At 72.2% G+C, this 19,674-nt stretch carries 17 protein-coding genes; 14 read left to right on the top strand and 3 right to left on the bottom strand.

Annotated elements, in window-relative coordinates:
• Positions 1–10 precede the first annotated feature (10 nt).
• The 11 genes from WMF31_RS15775 to WMF31_RS15725 are packed head-to-tail and all read left to right on the top strand — an operon-like array spanning position 11 to position 11,738.
• Complete coding sequence (locus tag WMF31_RS15775; RefSeq protein ID WP_436602732.1) at positions 11–3,046, top strand: TAT-variant-translocated molybdopterin oxidoreductase; 3,036 nt, start codon at positions 11–13, stop codon at positions 3,044–3,046.
• A complete protein-coding gene (gene nrfD, locus WMF31_RS15770) occupies positions 3,043–4,389 on the top strand; it encodes an NrfD/PsrC family molybdoenzyme membrane anchor subunit (RefSeq protein WP_436602731.1) in 1,347 nt (448 codons plus the stop codon). Before WMF31_RS15775 ends, nrfD begins: the two co-directional genes overlap by 4 nt.
• Before the next feature lies 1 nt (position 4,390).
• Entirely contained in the window at positions 4,391–4,924 is a 534-nt protein-coding gene (locus tag WMF31_RS15765) for a DUF3341 domain-containing protein (protein ID WP_436602730.1), read from the top strand.
• Positions 4,921–5,583, top strand: a complete 663-nt coding sequence (locus WMF31_RS15760; protein WP_436602729.1) for a c-type cytochrome — start codon at positions 4,921–4,923, stop codon at positions 5,581–5,583. Before WMF31_RS15765 ends, WMF31_RS15760 begins: the two co-directional genes overlap by 4 nt.
• Positions 5,580–6,767: a hypothetical protein gene (locus tag WMF31_RS15755; RefSeq protein ID WP_436602728.1), complete on the top strand. Its 1,188-nt coding sequence runs from the start codon at positions 5,580–5,582 to the stop codon at positions 6,765–6,767. The genes WMF31_RS15760 and WMF31_RS15755 overlap by 4 nt, the downstream gene beginning before the upstream one ends.
• On the top strand, positions 6,764–7,159 hold the full coding sequence (locus WMF31_RS15750; RefSeq protein WP_129349109.1) for a hypothetical protein: 396 nt from the start codon (positions 6,764–6,766) through the stop codon (positions 7,157–7,159). Before WMF31_RS15755 ends, WMF31_RS15750 begins: the two co-directional genes overlap by 4 nt.
• Entirely contained in the window at positions 7,156–8,007 is an 852-nt protein-coding gene (locus tag WMF31_RS15745) for an SCO family protein (RefSeq protein ID WP_436602727.1), read from the top strand. The genes WMF31_RS15750 and WMF31_RS15745 overlap by 4 nt, the downstream gene beginning before the upstream one ends.
• Positions 8,004–9,092, top strand: a complete 1,089-nt coding sequence (coxB, locus tag WMF31_RS15740) for a cytochrome c oxidase subunit II (RefSeq protein WP_129349113.1) — start codon at positions 8,004–8,006, stop codon at positions 9,090–9,092. Before WMF31_RS15745 ends, coxB begins: the two co-directional genes overlap by 4 nt.
• Positions 9,089–10,747 carry a cytochrome c oxidase subunit I gene (locus tag WMF31_RS15735; protein WP_129349115.1) on the top strand — a complete coding sequence of 553 codons (1,659 nt, stop codon included), beginning with the start codon at positions 9,089–9,091 and terminating at the stop codon, positions 10,745–10,747. The genes coxB and WMF31_RS15735 overlap by 4 nt, the downstream gene beginning before the upstream one ends.
• Positions 10,722–11,387, top strand: coding sequence for a cytochrome c oxidase subunit 3 family protein (locus tag WMF31_RS15730; RefSeq protein ID WP_129349117.1), 666 nt, complete (start codon positions 10,722–10,724; stop codon positions 11,385–11,387). Before WMF31_RS15735 ends, WMF31_RS15730 begins: the two co-directional genes overlap by 26 nt.
• Before the next feature lie 15 nt (positions 11,388–11,402).
• Positions 11,403–11,738, top strand: coding sequence for a cytochrome C oxidase subunit IV family protein (locus tag WMF31_RS15725; protein ID WP_436602726.1), 336 nt, complete (start codon positions 11,403–11,405; stop codon positions 11,736–11,738).
• Between the two features lie 52 nt (positions 11,739–11,790).
• On the opposite strand, the gene WMF31_RS15720 is transcribed toward WMF31_RS15725, so the two are convergent.
• Positions 11,791–12,798, bottom strand: a complete 1,008-nt coding sequence (locus tag WMF31_RS15720; RefSeq protein ID WP_436602725.1) for a Rieske 2Fe-2S domain-containing protein — start codon at positions 12,796–12,798, stop codon at positions 11,791–11,793.
• An 83-nt stretch (positions 12,799–12,881) separates the two neighbouring features.
• Positions 12,882–13,490 carry a TetR family transcriptional regulator gene (locus WMF31_RS15715; protein WP_436602724.1) on the bottom strand — a complete coding sequence of 203 codons (609 nt, stop codon included), beginning with the start codon at positions 13,488–13,490 and terminating at the stop codon, positions 12,882–12,884.
• Between the two features lie 514 nt (positions 13,491–14,004).
• On the opposite strand from WMF31_RS15715, the gene WMF31_RS15710 reads away from it, so the two are divergent.
• Together WMF31_RS15710 and WMF31_RS15705 are read left to right on the top strand one after the other, a co-directional pair.
• Entirely contained in the window at positions 14,005–14,598 is a 594-nt protein-coding gene (locus tag WMF31_RS15710) for a hypothetical protein (RefSeq protein ID WP_436602723.1), read from the top strand.
• Positions 14,599–15,007: 409 nt separating this feature from the next.
• Entirely contained in the window at positions 15,008–16,168 is a 1,161-nt protein-coding gene (locus WMF31_RS15705) for a hypothetical protein (RefSeq protein ID WP_436602722.1), read from the top strand.
• A gap of 54 nt (positions 16,169–16,222) precedes the next feature.
• Here WMF31_RS15705 and WMF31_RS15700 read toward each other — a convergent pair whose 3' ends face one another.
• Positions 16,223–17,728, bottom strand: a complete 1,506-nt coding sequence (locus WMF31_RS15700) for an FAD-dependent oxidoreductase (protein ID WP_436602721.1) — start codon at positions 17,726–17,728, stop codon at positions 16,223–16,225.
• A gap of 206 nt (positions 17,729–17,934) precedes the next feature.
• Between WMF31_RS15700 and WMF31_RS15695 the strand changes: the two genes are divergently transcribed.
• Entirely contained in the window at positions 17,935–19,641 is a 1,707-nt protein-coding gene (locus WMF31_RS15695) for a protein kinase domain-containing protein (RefSeq protein WP_436602720.1), read from the top strand.
• Positions 19,642–19,674 lie beyond the last annotated feature (33 nt).

Genomic DNA, 19,674 nt, shown 5'->3' with positions numbered 1-19,674 from the left:
AAGAGGGATGATGGCTGATCGAAGACAGACGACGTGGAGCGCCGCGCTCCAGGGCAAGACGGGCAAGGCGTACTGGCGCAGCCTCGCGGAGCTCCTCGACGAGCCGGAGCTCCGCGAGGCCGCCGCGCGGGAGCTCGCAGGGCGCGAGGCGCCCCCCGACGCGGTGAGCCGGCGGAGCTGGCTCAAGCTCCTCGGCGCGAGCATGGCGCTCGCCGGCGTCTCCGGCTGCAGCGCGAGGCCCGCGGACAAGATCGTCCCTTACGTTAGGACGCCGCCGGAGGTGACCCCCGGGATCCTCCGGTATTACGCGACCAGCCTGGAGCTCGACGGGTTCGCCACAGGCGTGCTCGTCGAGAACCACGAGGGGCGGCCGACGAAGATCGAGGGCAACCCGGAGCACCCGGCGAGCCTCGGATCGACCGGCGTCCACGAGCAGGCCGCGGTGCTCGGCCTCTATGACCAGCACCGGGCGCGCGCGGCGCGGCGCGGCGTCACGCCCGCCGCGTGGCAGGCGTTCGTCGCGCAGTTCGGGGCGGCGCGCGAGGACCGCGGCGCCGGGCTCCGCTTCGTCCTCCGGCCCACCGGCTCGCCGCTCATCGCGGACCTCATCGGCCGTATCCTGGCGCGCTATCCGCTGGCCCGGTTCACGTTCCACGCGCCCGCCCGGTCACCGCACCCGGCGCGCGGGGCCGAGCTCGCCTTCGGCGCGCCGCTCCAGGCCCAGCACGATTTCCGGGCCGCGGACGTCATCCTGTCGCTCGACGCGGACTTCCTCGCGTCGATGCCGTTCAGCGTCGCGTACGCGCGCCAGTTCTCGGAGCGCCGGCGCGTCGGCTCGCCGACGGGCGCCATGAACCGGCTCTACGTCGTCGAGCCGGCGCTCAGCCCGACCGGGACCATGGCCGATCACCGCCTGCGCGCGCGGCCGAGCGACGTGCCGGTCCTCGCCGCGGCGATCGCGGCGGAGCTCGTGCTCGCGCGGGGCGCGCGCCCCGGCGCCGTGCCGACCGAGGCGCTCGGCGCGCTCGAGCCGCTCCGGGCGCGGGTGCGCGCGGAGGACCGGCGCTTCGTCGAGGCGGTCGCGCGCGATCTCGCGCGGGGCGCCGCGGCCAGCGTCGTGGTCGTGGGCGAGCGGCAGCCCGCGCCCGTCCACGCGCTCGCGCACCTCATGAACGCCGCGCTCGGCAACGAGCGCGCGGCGTGGACCACCGCGAGGACGCTCATCACGGCGGGCGACGCGGAGCAGGACCTCCCCGCGCTCTGCGACGAGATCCGGCGCGGCGGCGTCGACACCGTCGTGCTCCTCGAGAACAACGTGGTCTACACGGCGCCCGCGGATCTCGAGCTCTCCACGCTGCTCCGCTCCGTGCCGAACCGCGCGTACCTCGGGCTCTACGAGGACGAGACGGCCGCGAGCTGCGACTGGTTCATCCCCGCCGCGCACGAGCTGGAGGCCTGGGGCGACGCGCGCGCCTACGACGGCACGATCTCGATGGTCCAGCCGCTCATCGAGCCGCTCTTCCAGGGCAGGACCGTCGCCGAGGTGCTCGCGGTGCTCGCGGGCGAGAGGACCCCGCGGGCGCGCGACCTGCTCCGCGAGGCGTGGCGGGCGCGCCGGGGCGGCGCCGATTTCGACGCGTTCTGGGAAGACGCGCTGAGGCGCGGGCTCGTGCAGGGCAGCGCGGCCCCGCCCGAGCGCCCGCCGCTCCGGGCCGACGGGGTCGCCACGGCGCTCGGGCTGCTCGCGGCCCTGGTCCCGGCGAGCGCGGAGGTCCTGGAGGTCGCCTTCACGGTCGACGCCAGCGTGTATGACGGCCGCTTCGCCAACAACCCGTGGCTGCTCGAGCTGCCCGATCCCGTCACCAAGCTCACCTGGGACAACGCGGCGCTGCTCAGCCCGTCGACGGCGAAGGCGCTCGGCGTCGAGAGCGAGGACGTGGTCGATCTCGAGCTCGAGGGGCGGACGCTCGCGATACCGGTCCTCGTCGCGCCGGGGCACGCCGACGGCGCCGTGTCGCTCGCGCTCGGCTACGGGCGGAGCGGGGCCGAGGCGGTCGCCGCCGGCGTGGGGGCGAACGCGTACCGGCTCCGCACCACGAAGGCGCCGTTCTTCGCGTCGGGCCTGTCGGTGCGCAAGCGGCCCGGCGCGAAGCACCCGCTCGCGCTGACGCAGGCGCACTTTGGCCTGCGCGGGCGCCCCGTCGCGCTGTCGGTGCCGCTCGCCGTCTACCGCGAGCACCCCGATTTCACCGAGGCGTTCAAGGGGCCCGTGCCGTCGCTCCTGCCCGCGAGCATCCCCCCGCCCGGCGACCCGGGGCCGCACGAGCAATGGGCCATGACGATCGATCTCTCGATCTGCACCGGCTGCAGCGCGTGCGTGGTCGCGTGCCAGGCCGAGAACAACGTCCTCGTGGTGGGGAAAGACGAGGTCCTGAACAGCCGCGAGATGCACTGGCTCAGGATCGACACCTATTACGCCGGCGACCCGCGCGAGCCGGAGGTCGTCCATCAACCCATGCTGTGCCAGCACTGCGAGAAGGCGCCGTGCGAGTACGTGTGTCCCGTGAACGCGACGACGCACAGCCCCGACGGGATCAACGAGATGACCTACAACCGCTGCGTGGGGACGCGGTTCTGCTCGAACAACTGCCCCTACAAGGTCCGCCGGTTCAACTGGTTCGATTATACCGAGCACCGCGCCTACAACGGCGGGCTCGCGAGGCTCCAGCGCAACCCCGACGTGACCGTGCGGGAGCGGGGCGTCATGGAGAAGTGCACGTACTGCATCCAGCGCATCCGCCGCGCGGAGATCGCGGCGACCATCGAGCGGCGCCCGATCCGCCCGGGGGAGGTCGTCACCGCGTGCCAGCAGGCGTGTCCGACGCGAGCCATCCAGTTCGGCGCGCTCGCGCACGAGGGGACGGAGATGGTCGCGTGGCGGGGTGAGCCGCGGAGCTACGTCGTCCTGCACGACCAGGGCACCCGGCCGAGGAACGTCTACCTCGCGCGCGTGGACAACGAGAACCCGGAGCTCGACGAGCCGTGACGCATCCGCTCATCCTGGGGAGGCCCACGGACGAGGCGCTCTCCGAGCAGCTCCTGTCCGTCGTGTGGAAGCCGCGCTCCCGGATGTGGTGGGCGGCGTTCGCGCTCGCGGGCGCCGGGACGGCGCTGCTCGTCTTCACCATCGCCTACACGGTCGTCTCGGGGATCGGGGTCTGGGGCAACAACATCCCCGTGGGCTGGGCGTTCGGGATCATCAACTTCGTGTTCTGGGTCGGCATCGGGCACGCGGGGACGTTCATCTCCGCGATCCTGCTCTTGCTCGAGCAGCGCTGGCGCACGAGCATCAACCGGTTCGCCGAGGCGATGACGCTCTTCGCGGTCATCCAGGCGGGCCTCTATCCTCTCCTGCACCTCGGGCGGCCGTGGTTCGCGTACTGGCTCATCCCGTATCCCTCGACGCTCCAGATGTGGCCTCAGTTCAAGAGCGCGCTCCCGTGGGACGCGGCGGCCATCTTCACGTACTTCACGGTCTCTCTCGTGTTCTGGTACGTCGGGCTGCTCCCCGACTTCGCGTCCCTCCGCGACCGGGCGCCCGGCCGCGCCCGCAAGGTCATCTACGGGATCCTGTCGCTCGGCTGGCGCGGCTCCGCGCACGCCTACCGCCATTACCGGATCCTGTACGGGCTCCTCGCCGGGCTCGCGACGCCGCTCGTCCTCTCCGTGCACTCGATCGTGAGCAGCGATTTCGCGATGGCGCTCGTCCCGGGCTGGCACGCGACCATCTTCCCGCCGTTCTTCGTCGCCGGGGCCATCTTCTCCGGCTTCGCGATGGTGCTGACGCTGCTCATCCCGGCGCGCCGGATCTTCCACCTGGAGAACGTCGTCACCCAGCGGCACATCGACAACCTGAGCAAGATGACGCTCGTCACGGCCTGGATCGTCATCTACGCCTACATCATCGAGTTCTTCGCCGCCTGGTACAGCGGCTCCGACTACGAGATCTATCAGTTCTTCGTCGCCCGCCCCTTCGGGCCGAACAACGGCGTCTTCTGGGCGCAGATGATCTGCAACGTCCTCGTCCCGCAGCTCCTCTGGTCCTCGAGGGTCCGGCAGAACGGCGTCCTGCTCTGGATCATCTCGATCCTCGTGAACGTCGGGATGTGGAGCGAGCGATTCGTGATCATCGTCATGTCGCTGCAGCGCGAGTTCCTCCCGTCGGGGTGGCACGCGTTCCGGCCGACGTGGGTCGATATCTCGATGTTCGCCGGGACGTTCTGCTTCTTCCTGCTCCTCTTCCTGATCTTCCTGCGCCTCTTCCCGTTCATCCCGGTCGCCGAGGTCAAGGAGCTGAACCACGAGCTCGGCAAGAAGGAGGAGCACTGACATGCAGAGGGGCCTGCTCGCGGAGTTCGAGACGCCCGAGGCGATGCTCCGCGCCATCAAGGAGCTCAGGAGCCGCGGCTACAGGAGGCTCGACGCGTTCACGCCGTACCCGGTGCACGGCCTCGACGAGGCGCTCGGCCTCCGCCGCTCGCCGCTCAACTGGATCCTCCTGCCCTTCGCGCTCGCGGGCGCGGCGGGCGGCTACCTCGTCCAGTGGTACACCAACGCGGTCGACTATCCGGTCATCGTCGGCGGCCGGCCCGCGCACGCGGCCCCGGCCTTCGTGCCGATCACCTTCGAGATGATGGTGCTCACGACCGCCCTCGTCGGGCTCGTCGCGATGGTCCTCCTCTCGAAGCTGCCAGAGCTCTGGAGTCCGGTGTTCGAGGTCCCGGGGTTCGAGCGCGCCACCCTCGATCGGTTCTGGATCGGCATCGACGCCCGCGACCCGACGCTCATCCGGCCCATCGCCGAGCGCGATCTCACGGCGCTCGGCGCGCGCACGGTGGCCTGGGCCGGAAAGGAGCGGCCGTGAGGCGCGGCGGGCTCCTCTCCCCCGGCCGGCTCGTCGCGCTCGGCGCGCTCGGCGCGGCGCTCGGCGTCGCGGGGTGCGAGCCGGCCGCCCCGGCGGGCCCTGCCACCGACGCGCCCGGCGAGGCCGACTCGCTGGATCTCGAGCGCATGCTCCGCCAGCACCGCTATGTCCCCTACCAGCCGTCGGAGCTCTTCCTCGACGGCGCGGTGATGCGCCGCCCGCCGGAGGGCACGGTGCCGCACGATGAGGTGACCGGCGATCCCGCGCTCACCCGCGGGGTAGTGGGCGGCGCGTACGCGACGCGCTTCCCGGTCCCGGTCACGATCGAGCTCGTCCGGTACGGGAAGGAACGATACGACATCTTCTGCTCCGCCTGCCACGGCGTCGCCGGAGATGGCGAGTCGGAGGTCGCGCGGAACATGACGCAGAGGCGCCCGCCGTCGCTCGTCGACGCGCGCGTGCAGGCGTTCCCGCCCGGCCGCATCTACCAGGCCATCGTCGAGGGATACGGCCTCATGCGCTCCTACGCGCCGCAGATCCCGCTCAGGGGGCGCTGGGCGATCGTCGCCTACGTGAAGGCGCTCGGCAGGAGCCGCGCCGCCGCTCTCGACGCGCTGCCGCCGCCGCTCCGCGAGCGCGCCCGGAAGGAGCTCCCATGAACCGACGTATCCCCACCTTCCACGGCGGACGCGCGATCCTCACGCGGTCGCTCGCCCTCGCGCTCCTCGGCGCGATCCTGCTCGTCGTCGGCGTGTTCGTCGACCCGACGCGGTTCTTCTACGCCTACCTCGCGGCGCACGCGTTCGGGGTGAGCACGGCCGTGGGCGCGCTCATCTTCCTCATGATCTGCCACGCGATGGGCGCGACCTGGCCCGTGGCCGTCCGCCGCCTGCTGGAGGGGATCATCGGGACGCTGCCGGTCCTGGCGCTCCTGTTCATCCCGCTCGTGTTCGGGCTGGATCGGCTCTACGGCGAGTGGCTCCACCCCGAGTCGATCGAGAGCGAGCACGTCCGGGAGCTCGTGCTCCACAAGACGCCGTACCTGAACCGCCCCTTCTTCCTGGTCAGGACGGCGCTCTACTTCGTCATCTGGATCGCCTTCGCCGCGCTGCTCCGCGGCGGGTCGATCCGGGGCGACGCGCGCCCGGAGCTCGCGGGCGGCGGGCGGCTCCGCGTGATCAGCATCGCGGGCCTGCCGCCCGTCGGGCTGACCCTCTCGTTCGCCGCCTTCGACTGGCTCATGTCCCTCCAGCCGACGTGGGTCTCGACGATGTTCCCCGTGTACGTCTTCGCCGGCGGCTTCGTCGCGGCGATAGCGGTCCTCACGGTGCTCGCGTTCGCCACGGAGCGCGCCGGGCTCCTGCCCGTGCTGAGCTCGTCGCATTACTACGCGCTCGGACGGCTCCTGCTCGCGTTCACGATCTTCTGGGCCTACGCCGCGTACTTCCAGTTCATGCTGATATGGCTCGCGGACAGGCCCGAGGAGGCGGAGTTCTACCTGCACCGCGCACACGGCCCGTGGGGCGTCGTGAGCGTCGTCATGGTGATCGCGCGCTTCGTGCTCCCCTTCTTCGTGCTGCTCAATTACCGGATCAAGCGCAGGCCGGCCTGGCTGTCGGCGGTGGCGGCCTGGATCCTCGTCGCGCATTACATCGATGTCCACTGGCTGGTCGTGCCCGACGCGCCGGGCGAGCGCGCGCCGTACCACTGGCTCGACATCGCGGCGCTGCTCGCCGTGGTCGGCCCGTGCGTCGCGTTCGCCGCGCTGAGGCTGCGCGGCAAGCCGCTCGTCCCCGTCAACGACCCGGCGCTGCCGGCCGCCCTCCGCTACGAGAGCGTATGACGACCAAGTACCGACGTCCCGACGTAACCCAGGAAGAGGATCGCGTCCCGTGGCGAGGATTCCTGGCGATCACCTTCGCCGTCGTCGTCATCTTCGTCATCCTGGCCGGCTGGTCGTGGATGATCCTGCGCGGGCGCGAGGCGGCGCTGCGCCCGGCGGGCAGGGCCCCGGAGTACGCCAGGGAGGGCTTCCAGCCGCGCGGCGTGGTGGCCGGGGTGGATCAGCGGATCTTCGCGTCCCAGGAGGGCCCCGGCGAGGGCGGTATCGGCCTGATGCTGAACCGCAGGAAGCGCGAGGAGCTCGGCCGCTTCGGCTGGGTCGATCGGGAGCGCGGCCTCGTGCAGATCCCGATCGAGGACGCGATGCACCTCGTCGTGGAGGAGCACCGATGAGGGCGTGGCACCTCCCGGCCGCGGCCGCGCTGGCCCTCGTGTTCCCGTGCGCGCCCCGCGAGGCCGCCGCGGACGGGCCCCCCGGGGTCGAGCCGCCCGCGCTCCCGCCCGCCGCGCGCGAGGTGGACATCGAGGAGCGCCCCGGGCGCGCCATCGACACGGCGCTCGTCTTCGAGGACATGACGGGGCGGCGCGCGCCGCTCGCCGAGCACTTCGACGGACAGCGCCCGGTCCTCGTCACGCTGGCCTACTACCGCTGCCCGATGCTCTGCGACCTCGTGCTGCGCGGCCTGGTCTCCGGCCTCAAGAGGCTCGACTACCACCTCGGCGAGCAGTACCGCGCGCTCACGGTGAGCTTCGATCCCCGGGACACGCCGGAGGCCGCGGCGCGGAAGCGCACAGCCACGCTGGCGGCGCTGGGCGCGGGGGGCGCGGCGGACGCGGGGGCCTGGCCGTTCCTCACGGGCGAGCAGCCCGAGATCCGCGCGCTCACGGACGATCTCGGCTTCCGCTACGCGTACGAGGCGGACACGGACCAGTACGCGCACCCGGCGGGCGTCTTCGTGCTCACGCCGGAGGGGCGCATCTCCCGGGTCCTCTACGGCGCCGAGTTCTCCGCCCGGGACCTCCGGCTCGCGCTCCTCGAGGCCAGCCGCGGGCAGGTCGGCACCGCCTTCGATCGCGTCATCATGACCTGTTATCGGTACGACCCCGCGAGCCGCCGCTACGGCCCGTACGTGATGGGCCTCTTGCGGCTCGGGGGCGCCGCGATCCTCTGCGGCGTCGTCACGGCGCTCGCCCTCTTCCGGTGGTCGGGGCGGAGAAGGAGACAGGAGGGCGCGCGATGAACGAGCTCTTGCGACAGCTGCTCTTCTTGCCGGAGCAGCGCTCCTCGCTGGCGCGCGAGATCGACGAGCTGCACTACATCGTCATCGGGATCACGATGGGCGGGGCCTTCCTGATCACGATCATCGGAGGCTATTTCCTCATCCGCTACCGCCGGCGGGGCGCCGACACCTCGCAGCCCCACCCCGGGACCCTCGTGCGACCGGCGATCTTCCTGGAGGTGGCGGCGCTGATCGCGCTCGGCTTCATCTTCCTCGGGTTCTGGAACATCGGGACGCGCCAGTTCGTCGACCTGCGCACGCCGCCCGCGGACACGCTCGACGTCTACATCACGGCCAAGCAGTGGATGTGGAAGTTCGCCTATCCGGAGGGGGAGAGCATGATCAACACGCTCTACGTCCCCGCGCGCAGGCCCGTCAAGCTCATCATGACGTCGCGCGACGTCATTCACAGCTTCTATGTCCCGGAGTTCCGCATCAAGCAGGACGTCCTGCCGGGGCGCTACACGACCGCGTGGTTCGAGGCGACCGAGCCCGGCGCGTACCCGATCCTGTGCACGGAGTACTGCGGCACGAGCCACTCGATGATGCGCGGGCAGGTGATCGTGCTCGACCCGGCCGACTACGAGCGCTGGCTCGTGGGCGGCGCGGCGGGCGCCCCGGCCTTCGCGCAGGAGTCCGCGGCCCGCTCGGAGGACGAGCGGACCCGGGCCGAGCCGACCCTCCCGAGCCGCGGTGAGCGCGCCGCCGCCCGGCACGGCTGCCTCCGCTGCCACACCCTCGACGGCACGCCGCACATCGGCCCGACGTGGGCCGGGCTCTACCGCTCCGTCGTCCCCCTGGAGGAGGGCGGCGAGCGGCTCGCCGACGAGGCCTACATCACCGAGTCGATCATGGATCCGCTCGCCGCTTTGCACCGCGGGTTCCCGGCGAACATGCCGTCTTACCTCGGGCTCATCACGCCGCCGGACATCTCCGCCATGATCGAGCTCATGAAATCGCTCCGCGACGTGCCGCGCGGGCCCGTCGTCCACACGATCCCCAGCGAGGACGCCGGCGGCCTCGCGCCGGAAGGGACAGCTCCATGAACGGAAATGCGCACGAGGAATCCGCGCCCCCGCACGGGGCGCACGAGCCCGACTACCTCCGCGCGGACGCCGGGGTGCGCTCGTGGCTGCTCACGATCGATCACAAGCGCATCGGCCTCATGTTCTACGTGCTCGTCGTGGTGTTCCTGCTGCTCGGCGGCGTCTTCGCGCTCGTCCTCCGGACAGAGCTCCTGACGCCCGGCCCCACCGTGATCGACGCATCGACCTACAACCGCATGTTCACGCTCCACGGCGTGGTCATGGTGTGGCTCTTCCTGATCCCGTCGATCCCGAACGTGTTCGGGAACTTCGTCCTCCCCCTCATGCTCGGGGCGAAGGACCTCGCGTTCCCGCGCCTCAACCTGGCGAGCCTCTACGTCTTCGCGATCGGCGCCGTGATCCTGCTGGTCACCTCCATCGCCGGGGGCCTCGACACCGGGTGGACGTTCTATCCCCCCTACAGCACGCGCACGCCGACGGCGGTCCTGCCGGCCGTGCTCGGCGTCTTCATCCTCGGGGTCTCGTCGATCATGACGGCGGTGAACTTCATCGCGTCGACGCACACGACGCGCGCCCGAGGGATCACATGGAGCCGCCTGCCGCTCTTCGTCTGGGCCCTCTACGGCACGAGCATCATCATCCTGTTCGCGACCCCGGTGCTCGGGCTCACGATCCTGCTCGTCGGGCTCGACCACGTCTACCATTTCGGCATCTTCGACCCGGTGCTCGGCGGCGATCTGCTGCTGTTCCAGCACCTGTTCTGGTTCTATTCCCACCCTGCGGTCTACATCATGGTGCTCCCGCCGCTCGGGACGATCACCGAGGTGGTCTGCACCTTCTCTCAGAGGCAGCCGGCGTCCTACTGGGCGATCGCCATTTCGTCGCTCGGCATCGCGCTCATCGGGTTCACGGTGTGGGGGCACCACATGTTCGTGGCCGGGATGAGCGAGTTCGACGCCGGGGTCTTCGGCGTGTTCTCGATGTTCGTGGCCATCTTCTCTGCCATCAAGGTCTTCACCTGGGTGGCGACGCTGCAGCGGGGGTCCATCCGCTTCAACACCCCGATGCTCTACTTCTTCTGGTTCCTGTTCCTCTTCGTCTTCGGGGGGATGACGGGCGTCGCCGTCGCGACGCAGTCGCTCGACGTCCACTGGCACGACACCTACTTCATCGTCGCCCATTTCCACTTCATCATGGTCGGCGGCTCGCTCACCGCGTTCCTCGCGGCGGCGCACTACTGGTTCCCGAAGATGTTCGGCCGCATGTACTCCGAGCGGATGGGGCTGCTCACGTCGTTCGGCGTGTTCTGCGGGTTCGTCCTGACGTTCTTGCCGCAGTTCCTGCTCGGCAACGCCGGGATGCCGCGCCGCTACTACAGCTACCCCGAGCAGTACCAGTGGCTGAACGTCCTCTCGACCGGCGGCGCCTTCCTGCTCGCGGGCGCGCTCGTGCTCGCGTTGCTCAACCTGCTCGTGGCCCTGCGCTGGGGGAGGCCGGCCCTCGGCAACCCGTGGCGGTCGCGGAGCTACGAGTGGACGACGCCGCCCATCCCCCCCAAGCACAACTTCCCGGCGACGCCGATCATCGAGCGCGGCCCGTACGATTACCACCTGACCGAGGAGGAGGCGAATGCCCGAGTCACACCCGCCCGCTGAGCCGCTCGCCCCGGCGCGGCTCGCGATGCAGTTCGAGGACCTCGACAAGCAGGCCCACGCCGCGCGCTTCGGCATGTGGGTCTTCCTCGCCAGCGAGCTCTTCCTGTTCGCCGGTCTCTTCGGGATCTATGCCGGCTACCGCGCGCTGTACGGCGCCGAGTTCACCGCCGCCATCGCCCACAACAGCGCGCCGATCGGCACGGCCAACACCGCGATCCTGCTGACGAGCAGCCTGCTCGTCGCGCTGAGCGTCCACGCCGTGCGCATCGACGAGCCGCGGAGGGCCGGTCGCCTCCTGCTCGGGGCCGCCGCGCTCGGCGTCGCCTTCCTCGTGCTGAAGGGCGTCGAGTATGCGGACCACTTCCACGAGGGGATCTTCCCCGGCGCCGCCTACCGGTTCGCGGAGCTCCCGACGGGCGGCGCCAAGATGTTCTTCACGACCTACTATCTGACGACCGGGCTCCACGCCATCCACGTCACGGCGGGGCTCGTGATCCTGCTCTGGCTCGCGTTCAGGTGTCTCCGGCGCCGTTATGGCGCGGGCAACGAGACCCACGTCGAGATCGGGGGGCTGTACTGGCACCTCGTCGACATCATCTGGATATTCCTCTGGCCGATGCTGTACCTGATGCACCGCTGAGGTCGCCCGACGCCCATGATCATCAAGCACCTCTCCACGCGGACCTACGTGATCGTCTGGCTCGTCCTCATGGCGCTCACGCTCGCCTCGTACCTCATCTCTCTGGCCCACCTCGGCGCGTTCGACACCGTCGCGGCGCTCCTCATCGCCACGGTGAAGACGGTGCTCGTGCTGCTCTTCTTCATGCACCTCATCGAGCAGCGGTTCGCGAACGCCCTCCCCATCGTCGTGTCGGTGCCGCTCCTCGTCCTGCTCCTCGTGCTGATCGTGACCGACGTGACGGCGCGCGCGACGCACTCGCGCGGGAACGTCCCGACGGCGCAGCCGCCCGAGGTGACGACAGGCCCCTGACGCGCCGCGCCCGCCGCGGCCTCCGCCGGGCGGGCCGCCGCGCGGGCCGCGGTCAGGCCCGGACCCGGATGAGCCGCCGCTCCGGCAGGCTCGCGCGCCTCGCCTCCCACTCGCCGCGCGCCGCCCAGCCGAGGATGCGGCGCAGGAGCAGCATGGGCGCGTCCGCCTCGACGTGCTGCTCGCGAAAGGCGCCCTCCCCCGCGTAGGCCGGCTCGGCGCTCTCCAGGAGGATCCGGTCCTGCCGGAGGATCGTCGGCTCCCTGGCGCGGAAGCGCACGCGCGGCCCGAACGGCAGCGCCCTCGAGACGAGCCACTCCATGCGGCACCGATCGGGCGCCGTCGGCACGAAGTGCAGGACGATCCGGCGCGGCATCCCTCCGAGCGACCGGACCTCGACGCGATCGGGGAGCGTGAACGAGAGCAGGACCTGGGACGATCGCGGCGCGGGCGCGCCCCCGGCGGCGCTGATCGGCCCGACCACGGTCATCCCGTCCGGCGTCGGCCGCACCTCGAGGAGCTGCTCGCGCAGGCCGCGGAGCAGCGCGAGGTAGAACTGCCCGTGCGTCCACGGGTGCGCGAACGCGGGATGGCACCAGTCGAGGTTGTTCTCCAGGCCCCGCGTGGACGCGCACTCGAGATCCACCGAGCCCTGGTCCCACCGGCGCGCCGAGAAGCCGTCGATCCCGGGCGGGGGCGGCGCCGCGGCGTCGCCCTCACCGCCGATCCACACCCAGACATACCCGTCCCGCTCCACGCAGGGGAACGCGGGGACAGCGCACCTCGCCGGGATGCGCCTGCCCTCGGCGAGCGACGGGATATGGACGCACGCGCCGCCGCCCCCGAATCGCCAGCCGTGATATCCGCACGCGAGCGCCCCGCCCGTCACGCGTCCGAGAGACAGCTTGACGCCCCGGTGGCAGCAGCGATCGAGCAGCGCGGCGGGGCGCCGGCCGTCGCCGCGAAACACGACGATGTCCTGATCGAGGACCCGGGCCGCGCGGGGCGCCGCCCCGAGCTGCGATGACGCGCAGGCGATATACCAGTACTTCCTGAGGAACATGATCACTCCCCTCCCCCCCAACAGACCTCCACGAACCAAACATTCGTGTATGTATGTAAACTGACAAAAAAAACTTCGCGGCCTCAGCGCCGCAGTCCACGGATGAAGGTCGCGACCATCCGCCGGACAGCGGCCCTGGGCTCCAGCAGCTTCGGGTCCATGAGGAACAGCGCGGTCGCGCCGTTCATGAGGCTGACGGCGGCGAGCGCCGCGGCCCTCGGGTCGACGCCCCGCTCGATCTCGCCGGCCGCGATCCCCTTGCGGACGAGGTCCGACACCACGGCCACGAGGCGGCGCACGCTCGACACCTTCTGCTCGAACCCCGCGGCGAGCTCGGGCGAGAGCTCGGTCTTGAACAGGCTGAGCGACAGGACGGCGCGGTACTCGGGGTCCTCTTCGAGGTACTCGAGCGACCGCGTGAGGAGCCGCTCGAGCGCCTCGAGCGGCGAGGGCGTGGAGGACAGCGCCTCGGAGAAGACCGCGTTCGCCCTGGCGAGGCGCTCGCCCAGGAGGGCCGTGTAGAGCTCGGCCTTGCCCTTGAAGTGCCAGTACACCGCCCCCCGCGTCAGCCCGGCCTCGGCGGCGACGTCCTGGAGCGTCGCGGCCGCGTACCCCTTGCGGCTGAACACGAGCAGCGCCGCGTCCAGGATCTGCTCGCGGGTCGCCGCCGCCTCCTCCTTCGTCCGTCGCACGCCCGGAAGATACATTCACGAACGTATGTTTGCAAGTCCGGGGCTCGGTGCCGGCGCGAGGGGGCGGCGCCGGACGCCAGCCCCTCGCGCCCACGGTGTCAAGCGCCGCGGAGCGCCGGGCTGTGACAGACCATGTCCTGCCGTATCGAACCATCGAGTTCGCCCTGCTCACGGCGATTCTCCACAGGAACTCCCCCGGGACAACAGTCGGTATCTGTCGATCCCCTCCGCGGCGCGCGCCGCCTCTCGTCACGGGCTCGCGGCGCTGGCCGATCCCGGCGCGCGCGGCGTCGCCCGCCACACTGTAAACCATCGAAATTATTCGATTTTTCAGCACCATCCCCGGCCATCTCCGCCGCGCCCGGGTTGGGACAATGTCCGTCCGATCGATCCCTTTCCGGACGGGTCGAAGGTGGCTATCCATGGTAGACACCAAGCACGCGGCGCGACGGCGTGTCCCTCGCACGACGCGCGCGGGACCCGCGCCGAACTGCTTCGTTCTGGAGGAGACTTCATGGAAAAGATCTCGCTCACGTACTTTGTCGACTTCGTGCTCAAGGCCGGGACGCCCAAGCTGACCGGCGTCCGGGAGTTCAAGGAGCGAAAGGACGAGCTCCTCACGGACTTTTACAGGCAGGTGCGAGAGGCGATCGTCGACATGCACAGGAGCGGAAAGCCCACGAGCGTGCTCGACGCGTTCCTCGCGGCCCAGCACGACGAGCGACGCCGTCGCATCTACCCGTCGGTCGTGAACGGATACCGCAAGTTCCTCGCCTCCGGGAAGATGACGTGGTTCGAGCCGCCCGTGGCGACGTACCGCCTCGGCGACCTCGAGATCAACGTCAATCCGGAGCTCGGCCTCGTCATCGACGGGACTCCCCACGTCATCAAGATGTATTTCCGCGGGGAGCCCCTGTCGTCCAAGCGCGTCTCGGTCGTGCTGAACCTCCTGATGAACGGCCTCGCCGAGAGCACGCCGGGCGGCGCCTTCGCGGTGCTCGACGTGCGCAACGCGAAGATCCACTCCTTCAAGGTCCCGAACCCGCGGCTCAACCTGCTGCTCCGCGGCGAGGCGGCCTCCTTCGCCACCATCTACACCGGGCTGTAAACTTCCCGTCACCGGGCGAGGCGGCCGCGCGCAGGGCGCATCGCACCACATGTCCCCACCCGGCATCCACCCAGCCCGTGGCGCCCACCGCGGCGCCGGTGACGCCGCGCCGCGTCCCCCCGCCGGCCGGCGGGGGGCGCGGCGCGGTCGCGCCGGTATCGCAACGCTGGAATCCGCGCGCCGCGCTGCCGCGTGGGCCCTCGGGCGGAGGCGGGCGAGCGGCGCACAAGCCATCGATCTGTAGGAGATCTGCGCCTCTGGCCTCATCGCAGGACGCATAACCGGACCGAAAATGACCCATTCAGAGAAAGAGAAGTACGATCTACCCGTCAGTTTCAGTTATCCTCGATCTGCCATGGATCGCCGCGCGCAGATCACTGCAACCCCGCTTCACGTACCGAGCATTCTTGTGGTCCTCGATCCCGCGTGGCCGGAGCTCTTCAGCCTGTGCCTCGCCGTGGCGCCGGGCTGCGGGGTGCTCCTGCACCGCTGCGACGCGTCCACCGCCGCGACGATCGCGGCCGAGCGGCGGCCGCTCGCGATCATCATGTCGAACGGCGTCCACGCGAAGGATCCGACCGAGTTCGACGCGCTCGCGCGCGACGTCCGCGCGAAGTTGCTTCGGCTCGACGAGGAGGTCAGCGAGCGAGAGCTGGAGGCCATGCTGAGCGGCGCGCTGCGCGACACGCGCGACGCGCGCGATCCGGGGCGGCGCGACGAGGGCAGCGGGCGCTACACGGTGATCGGCGCGCAGCGCAGCGAGGCCATCGGCGGAAGGGGGGCCACGGGCGCGGAGCCCCGGTCCGCGCAGAGGCCGGCGACCTCGAGCGCGGACCCCCGGCTCGCGCAGCAGCGCAGCGAGACGCTCCGGAGCACGCTGCCGCCGCCCTCGTCGCGCGCCGGATCCCCGGCCTCGCTCCGCACGCCCCCGACCCAGGGCGCGGCCACGGCGGCGCCTCCGCCCGGGGCGCCGTCCTCGTTCCGATCGCCGCCGTCGATGCGCGCCGTGCTGCCGTCGGCGCACGCGCAGGCGGCGCCCCACGCCGCGCCGGGCGGGCCCCGCTCGGTGCCGCCGCCCCCGTCGGTACGCGCGGCGTCGCTCCCGACGAGCGCCGGCGCGCTCTCGGGCCCGCCCCCCTCGACGCGCTCCCCTGCAGCGAGCGCGCCGCCGCCGTCGTCGCGCTCGCTGCAGGGCGCCCCGCCGTCATCGCGCCGGCTGACGCCGCCGCCGTCGTCGCGCTCGCTGCAGGGGGGCGCGCCGCTGCGCAAGGCGAGCATCCCGCCGCCGAGCGCGCGGAGCCTGCCGAGCCCGCCGTCCGTCCGCGCGCTCTCGAGCCCGCCCCCCTCGGTGCGCTCGGTGCCTCCGGGGCCGCTCTCGGGCGAGCCGCCGTCGATCCGGACGATGGCGCCGCTCTCGGCGCGCATGGCGCCGCCGTCGTCGGTGCGCCCCGAGCTGTCGCCGCGCTCGGGCGTGCGGGAGCGCGGCAGCGAGGAGCTCGACGCGGTGTTCGAGGACCAGAAGCTGCCGCTCGACGCGCTCGCGCGCGGCAACAGCACCACCTCGCGCTGATCCGGGCGAGCTCGACCGGCGGCCCGACCCGCGCAGCAGTCCGCCGGAGAGCGCCTAGCCGCGCGGGCGCGTGGCCCAGGACACCGTGGAGGACGCGACGCGCCCCAGCAGGGCGCCGGCGATGGTGACCAGCGCCGGGGGCGCCGGCGCGCCGAGGTCGCGGCCGAGATCGACGAGGATGCGGTCGACGCACTCCATCGCGCTCGCGGCGGCGAGCTCCATCCCGACGCCGCGGCCTCCGGCCGCGCGCCCGGCGAGGTAGAGCCCGCGCACGGGGGTGTGCACCGCCGGCCGCGCGCGGCCGACCTGGCCGGGCACCTGCGCCGTCCCCGCCGCGTCCTCGCCGCCCGGCCCGCCGCCGTCCCCGGTCGAGCTGTCGATGAAGACCGCCTCGGAGAGCAGGCCGGGGACCGCGCGGTCGAGCGACCGCAAGAGCTCGTCGGTCGAGGCGGAGGGCGCGCCGCGCGCGGAGGCCACCGCGCGCGCGCACAGGATCTCGTGCCCGGGCGGCGCGAGCGACGGATCGAAGCTCGTCGGCACGAGGCCGTAGAACGAGAGCGGCGGCGCGCGCTCGCTGCCGTCGAGGCCGGCGAGCGCGCTCGCCGCGACGAGCCGCCGGCGCAGCCCGATCCTCACCTGGACCGCCCGCGGCTGGGGCGCGAGCGCCCGGGCGCGCGCCACGTACGCCTCGGGGAAATGCCGCTCGCCGACGAGGCCCGAGACGGTGCGCTGGAGGCCGGCCGTGCTCACCACGAGGCGCGCCGGCACCGCGGTCCCGTCCTCGAGCTCCACGCCGCACACGCGCGCGTCGCGCACGAGCACGCGCCGCACGGCCGCGCCCCTCCACACGGCGGCCCCGCGCTCGCGGGCCAGGCGGGAGAGGACGTCGGGCACCCGGGCCGCGCCGCCCTCGGGGTAGCTCGGCCGGCCGCCGCGGGCGAGCCGGCGCAAGGCGAGGAGCGCCTCGCCCGCCGAGGCCTCGGCCCCGGGGAGCGAGAGCGGCAGGCCGAGCAGCCCGCCGAGCGCGGCGACGGCCGCGGGGCGCTGGAGGAAGCGGGCGACGTACTGCTCGACGGTGACGTCGTCGCAGGCGGCCAGGTCGACGTCGCGCATCGACATCGCGTGCGCGACGAGGCGCGCGGCGCGCACGGCCTCCAGCGCCGTGAGATCGAGGCCGCGCGCGGCGCCGCGCGCGAGCCCGGCCAGCCCGAGGCGCTCCGGCCGGAGGACGACGCGGCCCGCGCGACGCGCGGCGGCGCCGCGGGCGACGCCCGCGAAGCAGAGCGCGGCGGGCTCGTCGCTCTCCAGGAACGTGATCGCGTCGCGCTCGCCGACGCGACCGAGCACGTCGCCGATCGGGCCCGCCTCGCCGCGGCAGGGTATGTGCGCGACGGCGTCGACGCGGAAGCCGTCTCTCTCGTGGGCCGCGGAGGAGCCGCCCAGGCGTCGCTCCTTCTCCACGAGGATCGTCGCGATTCCGGCGTGCGCGAGGAGCAGCGCCGCGGCGGCGCCGCCGACGCCCGAGCCGATCACCACGGCGCGCAAGGGGACCTCATCCATGACGTCGCGAGAACATAACGCGACGAGCGCCGGACGAGGGCGCCGCGTGCGCATCCGGTGGCGCACCTCGCCGCCCGCGCCTCGACCGGCCGCTCGAGGCGCCGGGGGCGCAATCGGCGTCGCGCGCCGCGGCTCGGCGCGCGCGGCGAGCGTTGACCCTCCGAAGCGGCCCCCCGTAGAGTACCCTGGCAGTCGACGTGCCCTTTATGAAGACCTGCCCGCAGTGCCACCAACGCTACCCGGCCGAGAGCACCTTCTGCTTCATCGACGGCGCGTCGCTCGTCGCCGAGAAGGACCCGCGCATCGGGGCGTCGATCGCCGGCCGCTACGTCATCGAGCAGGCGCTCGGGATCGGCGGGATGGCCACCGTCTACAGGGCGTACAACCGGCTCATCGGCACCCCCTGCGCCATCAAGATCCTGAACCGCGATCTCGCGCAGGACACGACGACGCGGGAGCGCTTCCGGCGCGAGGCGCGGCACGCGCAGCGGCTCGCGCACCCGAACATCATCGAGATCTTCGATCACGGCGACACCGACGACGGGCTGCCCTTCCTCGTGATGGAGCTGCTCCAGGGGACGAGCCTCGCCGACGTGGTGGAGCGCAGCCGCGTGCCGCTCGCGCGGGCGCTGCCCATCTGGGTGCAGATGGCGCGCGCCCTCGGCCGGGCGCACGACTTCGACGTCGTCCACCGCGATCTCAAGCCCGAGAACGTGTTCCTGCTGAAGGGCGACTGGGTGAAGCTCCTCGACTTCGGCATCGCCCGGTGCACGCAGGACGCGCGGCTCACGCACCTCGGCGAGATCTTCGGAACGCCGGAGTACATGGCGCCCGAGCGCAGCACGACGATCGACGCGGGCCCCCCGGCCGACCTCTACTCGCTCGGGGTGATCATGTTCGAGATGATCACGCAGCGGCTGCCGTTCGACGCGCCCGATCCGGCGAGCTGGATCCTGAAGCACCTGAACGAGCAGCCGCCGCGCCTCCGGGAGCTCGCGCCCGAGATGCCCGAGGCGCTCGACCGGCTGGTGAACGCCCTGCTGGCGAAGGCGCCCGCGGACCGCCCCGTCGACGCGTACCGCGTGCTGGCGGAGCTCGAGGAGATCGCCGCCGCGAGCGGGATCGCGCTGCCCCCGCCGCCGGAGGCGATGCCGCGCGACTCCGCCGTGCGATCGAGGGGCGCGGGGCGCGATCCGTGGGTCAGCCGGCTCGAGCTGTTCGAGAAGATGACGGCCCGCGCGTTCGGCGGCGCCGCGCCGACGGATCTCCAGCGGCAGCTCGACGGGCTGCGCGGCCTCGTGCGGGAGCACGCCGAGCTCCGGTCGAGGGCGCTCGACGAGCAGCGGCGCCTCGAGGGGGTCGCCGAGGAGTGGCGCGACGGCCGGCAGCAGATCGGCCGGGCGATGGACGCGCTCACGGTCGACGCCTCGCTCACGCGCGAGGAGGCCCGCGCGTACCGCGCCAGGGTGGCGCCGCTCAGCGCGGCGACGCAGGCGTTCATCCCGGCGGTGCTGAGCGCCCACCGGGAGGCCGTGCGCTGGGAGGGCCGGAGCGGGTTCGCCGAGCCCTACCTCGAGCTCGCCGCGAGCTACCGGAGGCTGGCCGACCTCGTCGACGCCTGGTACGCGGCGCGGAGGGCGGACTACGAGGCCGCGAGCGAGGCGATCGCCCGCGAGCAGGAGGTCGCCGAGGTGGACGCGCAGATCAAGAAGCTGCGCGAGCGGCTCGAGGAGCTCGACAGGCAGCTCGAGGCGCGGCGCCGGGAGTCGCAGGAGCGCATCGCCGAGATCGGGCGCAGGGCCGATCAGATCGAGTCGGAGCTGCTCCACCTGGCCAGCCGCTTCTGCGCGCCGCTCCGGGCGAAGCCGGAGCTCGGCGCGCTGTTCGTGGAGCTCGAGCGGCTCGCCGGCTGAGCGCTCCGCCCGGCGCGGGCCCCCGCCCACCAG

It is taken from the genome of Sorangium sp. So ce1036 (assembly GCF_051369805.1).
GTDB lineage: Bacteria > Myxococcota_A > Polyangia > Polyangiales > Polyangiaceae > Sorangium > Sorangium cellulosum_F.
This window is presented reverse-complemented; position numbering and strand designations above follow the sequence as displayed.